Source organism: Halomonas sp. 707B3, assembly GCF_024158645.1.
Taxonomy (GTDB): domain Bacteria; phylum Pseudomonadota; class Gammaproteobacteria; order Pseudomonadales; family Halomonadaceae; genus Vreelandella; species Vreelandella lionensis.
Map to the genome: position 1 here is coordinate 1 of NZ_JAMZBE010000203.1, position 5,056 is coordinate 5,056.

The window sequence follows — 5,056 nt, forward strand, 5'->3', positions numbered from 1 at the left end:
CGTCGACGCCATTCGCCAAGTCACCACGCTGATGGGTGAAATCTCCACCGCCACCCGCGAGCAGAATAGCGGCATCGAGCAGATCAACGCCGCGCTGACAGAAATGGACTCGGTGACGCAGCAGAACGCTGCGCTAGTACAGCAAACCAGCTCAGCAGCTAACGCGTTGGAGGGGCAGGCGAGCCAGCTGGCGACGTTGATGGCCACCTTCCGGTTGGCGGAAGGCAGCGAGCAACCCGCAGCCCCGCCTGCGTTAGAGGCGCAACAGCGTCGCCCGGCTGTCAAACCTGCTGCCCCGCAAACGGTGAATAGTAACGACGACTGGGACGAGTTTTAACCCGCCACGCTCACTACAACATCTGGGGCGGCTTACTAGCTGCCCCAGATGTGATTAAAGAGAGAGGTTAAGAAGGGCCAGATTAAGTGTGGGCAACCACCCGGATGCGCACATAATCCGCTGTCCAGTTACCTTGGCCGTCGCTTAGGCTGTGGGCCAACAGATTCAGCGTGTTATCGAAAATAGCGTCTTTCAGATCATCTTCCAGCCCGTGGAAGAAGGGGCTGGCAAACGTCTCTAGCCAGCTCGCCATGCCATCAGGCAGCGGCGTTGGGCGGGGGATGAGTTCAATGCTATCCACACGGAAGCCAACCGTTTGAAGCAGGTTGCCATACTCCTTGGTGGTTGGAAAATACCAAGGGTGGCGGCCTTTAGAGCTAATGCCGCGAAACTGCAGCGAGGCAATGAGCGCAGTGCAAATGGCGGCCACGTTGCCATGGCCGCCAAATTCCGCTACGAAACGCCCGCCGGGCTTCAGTGCCCGTTTTACTCCGGCCAGCACTGCTTGAGGGTCCAGCATCCAGTGCAGTGCTGCATTGCTAAATACCGCATCGAACTCATGGTCAAAGGGCAACTGGTGGCCGTCAATGATTCGTGCCGTTACGCCACGTTTTTGGGCGGCGGCCACCATATCAGCAGAGGCATCGATACCCAGTACATCGGCACCTAGCTGCATAATGCGCTCAGTTAATGCACCTTCGCCGCAGCCAAGATCCAGAATGCGCTGCCCTGGCTGGGGCGAGAGCAGCTTGACCACGTCATGGCCAAGATCAGGAACAAAGCTGGCATGTTCCGCGTACCGGTCGGCATTCCATGCCTGACCTGACGGGGAGTGAGAGGCGTTTGACATATCGGCTTCCTAGCATCGTTATTGGGCTCAGTGGGTTATTAGCAGTATAGCGAGCGTTCACTTTCACGCGTGCAACATCACGTAAAAATTCTTTAACCACCGTACGTTAACAACTCAGTGTTAACCACATTGACCGTCTACCCAAGTGTAGACAATACGGTTACGCTGATGACTTATCAGGGAGAGAGCAACCATGAGCCAGCATCATCAAGCGGATGATAATTTTGAAGGTGGGGAAGAGCACGGCGAAGAGAGTTCGCAGCGTGATACCTCGGTACAGGACGCCAGTTCCCCCAAAGAGGAGCGTGAAGCTAAGCTGCCTTCCAGGGCGGCGGTAGTTCATCAGCACCTACGCTTAGAAGGGCAAAAAGAACTCTCCCGCGATTCCATGGCGCTGCTCTGGTCGGCCATTGCAGCCGGTATTTCCATGAGCTTCTCAATGGTGGCGCGGGGTGTTATGCATGCCCACTTGCCGGAAACGGATATTGGCTTTTTGGTGGAGTGTATTGGTTATACCGTCGGTTTTATCGCTGTCATTTTAGCCCGGCAGCAGCTATTTACCGAAAATACGGTCACCGCCGTTTTACCCGTAATGAGCCACCCAACGCTGCCCAATGTTGGCGCTCTGGGTCGGCTGTGGGGGGTGGTACTGGTAGGTAACCTGCTTGGCGCTGCGCTCTCCTCATTTACCTTTCTGCATATGCCGATGTTTGATGAGGCTACCCATCAAGCCTTTATTGCCTTAGGTGAACACATGATGGCGAACACGCCAATGGAAATGTTCTCTAAGGGGATTCTTGCTGGCTGGATGATTGCGACGCTGGTGTGGCTGATTCCCGCCGCCGATCAGGCGAAGGTATGGATCATTATTATCGTCACCTATGTCATGGCGATTGGTGAGTTTACCCACATCATCGTCGGCACCAGTGAAGCGCTGTATCTGGTGTTCGATGGTCATATTTCTTGGTACGACGCGGTGGTGGGCTTTGCGCTGCCTACGCTGGCCGGTAACGTGATTGGCGGTACGTTTATTTTTGCGCTGATCAGTCATGCGCAGATTCGTGGCGACGTTGAGGCCCAGCGAGAGTGTAAGCAAGGCCTGTTTTATCGTCGCAAACGCTAACCCGCTTATCGAAAAGCACTGAAGAGGAAAATGTTATGAATGACGTGATTAAGCTACTGAATTCCCACCGTTCGATTCGTAAATTCACTGATCAAGAGATCCCCCACGGCCTGCTGTTAGAGCTGATTAAAGCAGGGCAGGCCGCTGCCACGTCTAGCCATGTACAGGCGTACACGGTGATTCATGTGAAAGATCCGGATAACCGTGAAGCCATTGCCGAGCTGGCAGGCGGGCAGGGCTATGTCGCTAGCAGTGCGGCGTTTCTAGTCTTCTGTGCCGATATGAAGCGCCCAACAGAAGCTTCCGCCCGCACGGGCGCCAACGTTGAGCGCGGTATGACGGAACAGCTGCTTGTCGCCACGGTGGATACCGCGCTCATGGCACAAAATGTGGCCGTAGCTGCCGAATCGGAAGGGCTGGGTATTTGCTATATCGGCGGCATTCGTAACAACCCAGATGCGGTGAGCGAACTACTGCGTCTGCCCGCTCATGTTTACCCAGTGTTTGGTATGTGCCTTGGGTACCCCGCCCACCAGCCAGAGGTGAAGCCGCGACTGCCCGTTGAAGCGATTCTTAAAGAGGACTACTACACTGATGATAGTGACCATGTAGCCGCCTTTGACGACACCATGCAGGCGTACTATCAATCTCGTAGTAGCGGCAATAAAAATAGTGATTGGTCGCACAACCTAACCCCTCTGTTTGATAGCAAGCTGCGCCCCCATATGCGTGATTTCTTGGTGAAACGCGGCTTTACCATGAAATAAGGAGTCATCCTATGTCCCTTCAGCGTGCCTACGTTCTACTGGCCGGGCTTTATAGCCTGCTACCTGTGATAGGTATCGTGGCCGTGTTTTCCGGCGGCGGAACGCCTCTTGCCATGGCATACCTCTTTTTTGGTGCGTTGGGCGTGGTCGGGCTGTGGGGGTATGTTTTAAAGCGCAGTGTCATGAGTCAGCGTATGTGGCGGCCGCTGGCAGGGGTGTTTGTGGTGGGCAGCGTGGTACAGCTAGTCATTATGCTGACCATGCCTGTTTCTGGTGTTTTACTGACTTGGATGCTCACCAGCAGTATCTTCGCCATGCTACTGGCGGTGCTGCTTTACCATTATGGCAACCGCGACCAGCCGCTGTGGGCGACTGATGAAGAGCGTTCTACCGCGCAAAGGCTTGCAACAATGCTCGAGACTAAAGCGACGGTGACCGCCGTGCACCGAGAGCTTGGCCATGAAAATAGCGTTAATGTGGCTAAGGTAGGCAGTGCCTACCACGCTCGGATAACGCGCCGCTCAGAGAGTGGGCAGGAAACCTTTGAAAGGCGCTTTCGGCATCCTGAAACCCTGGTGTTTTTTGTAGAGAAATTCGCCAGCGTGACACCGCAGGAGTTCACCTCCTCCGGTGCGACCTCCTAAAGGCGTCAATGCGGGTGATTAGTCTACTAACTCAAGCAGGCGGTCGGGGTAGTCGGTAAACAGGCCGTTCGCCCCCAGCGCCATTAAACGCTGCATCTCATCTGGTTCATTGATGGTGTAAACGTGTACCGGCAGGCCATTAGCTTGGGCTTGGCGAATAAAGGCCGCATCAATCACTTCGTTGCCCTGATAGATCGCGTTGGTGCCAATCCCTGCTGCATACTCGGCAATGGCCTGAAAGTCAGCGTCGTTAATCTCACTTGGCCCTGGAGTAGTGTTTTGCCACTCCACCAGCTGTTCGCTGTTTTGCTCGCTAGGTGAGTACCACAGCAGCTGAATTAACGGCAGGTTAGGGTTGAGCGCCTGTAGTTTGAGCAGGCTTTGCTGGTCAAACGACTGCACCAATACTCGGCCTTCATTAATCATATCGTAGGCTTCAAGACGCTCCACCAATGCCTCTTCCAAGCCAGGGTTGAGGTCAGGGGATTTTGTTTCGATGTAATAACGCGTCGTTTGACCAAAGTGGTCGAACAGCTCGTTAAGCGTCAGGATCTGCGTGCCGGAAAAATCCGTATCTGCATACTCGGGATTCGCTTCGTGAAACCACGAGCCGGTATCCAGCGCTTTTAACTCAGCCAGGGTGTAATCATGGATATGGCCTTCGCCATCGCTGGTGCGTTCAAGGGTGCCATCGTGGAAGATCACCACCTCGCCATCAGCGCTTAGCTGAGCATCCAGCTCCAGATAATCCACGCCCCACTCATGGGCCAGCTCGTAGGCCGCTAATGTGCTTTCCGGCGCATGCCCGCTTGCTCCGCGATGGGCTATCACTTGGAAATTTTTCAAGTCGTTAAGCTGCTGAGTAAGCGGTGTATCGCTCGCCGCTACGGCAGTGGTAGACGAAGCCGCTAATAGCGTTAGCGTCGTTATCAATGAATAGCGCAACATAATTACACCTTGATAGATAAAGCCATGTAAGACCTTACCTGCCTAACATGACAAACGCACGCTCTACTGAACCACTCTGAATTGCACCGTGAGCCTCATAGGACGCTTGTTCGGATCATTAGCTGGGCTTCGTTATAGCTAGTGCCCGGGGGCAAGACTTCACCTAATATCAACTAAGCTGAACCCAGGTCCTCAAGAGGTTGCTCCATGAACCACAAAGAACACCACCGCTCTCATCGTGCTGGCTGGCTACGGGCAGCGGTGATGGGCGCTAACGATGGCATTGTCTCTACCAGCAGTCTGATTCTTGGGGTAGCAGCAGCCTCTACCACGCAAAGCGATATTGTATTGGCGGGTGTGGCGGGGTTGGTAGCAGGGGCCATGTCG

Annotated in this window: 6 protein-coding genes and 1 pseudogene; 5 read left to right on the forward strand and 2 right to left on the reverse strand. The window is 54.5% G+C overall.

Annotated elements, in window-relative coordinates:
* A pseudogene (locus tag BIS10_RS17295) lies at positions 1–337 on the forward strand (methyl-accepting chemotaxis protein); the annotation flags it as partial.
* Positions 338–419: 82 nt separating this feature from the next.
* Here BIS10_RS17295 and BIS10_RS17300 read toward each other — a convergent pair.
* Positions 420–1,187 carry a class I SAM-dependent methyltransferase gene (locus BIS10_RS17300; RefSeq protein WP_083024893.1) on the reverse strand — a complete coding sequence of 256 codons (768 nt, stop codon included), beginning with the start codon at positions 1,185–1,187 and terminating at the stop codon, positions 420–422.
* Between the two features lie 193 nt (positions 1,188–1,380).
* Between BIS10_RS17300 and BIS10_RS17305 the strand changes: the two genes are divergently transcribed.
* From BIS10_RS17305 to BIS10_RS17315, 3 genes are read left to right on the forward strand one after another with little or no spacing between them, the layout of a single operon-like run.
* A complete protein-coding gene (locus tag BIS10_RS17305) occupies positions 1,381–2,310 on the forward strand; it encodes a formate/nitrite transporter family protein (RefSeq protein ID WP_253507153.1) in 930 nt (309 codons plus the stop codon).
* A gap of 35 nt (positions 2,311–2,345) precedes the next feature.
* A complete protein-coding gene (gene nfsA, locus BIS10_RS17310; RefSeq protein ID WP_253507156.1) occupies positions 2,346–3,077 on the forward strand; it encodes an oxygen-insensitive NADPH nitroreductase in 732 nt (243 codons plus the stop codon).
* A gap of 11 nt (positions 3,078–3,088) precedes the next feature.
* Complete coding sequence (locus BIS10_RS17315; RefSeq protein ID WP_089675535.1) at positions 3,089–3,721, forward strand: hypothetical protein; 633 nt, start codon at positions 3,089–3,091, stop codon at positions 3,719–3,721.
* Positions 3,722–3,739: 18 nt separating this feature from the next.
* On the opposite strand, the gene BIS10_RS17320 is transcribed toward BIS10_RS17315, so the two are convergent.
* Complete coding sequence (locus BIS10_RS17320; RefSeq protein WP_083024897.1) at positions 3,740–4,669, reverse strand: glycerophosphodiester phosphodiesterase family protein; 930 nt, start codon at positions 4,667–4,669, stop codon at positions 3,740–3,742.
* Between the two features lie 207 nt (positions 4,670–4,876).
* Here BIS10_RS17320 and BIS10_RS17325 point away from each other — a divergent pair.
* The coding region (locus BIS10_RS17325; RefSeq protein ID WP_253507159.1) for a VIT1/CCC1 transporter family protein at positions 4,877–5,056 on the forward strand (180 nt) is incomplete at its 3' end.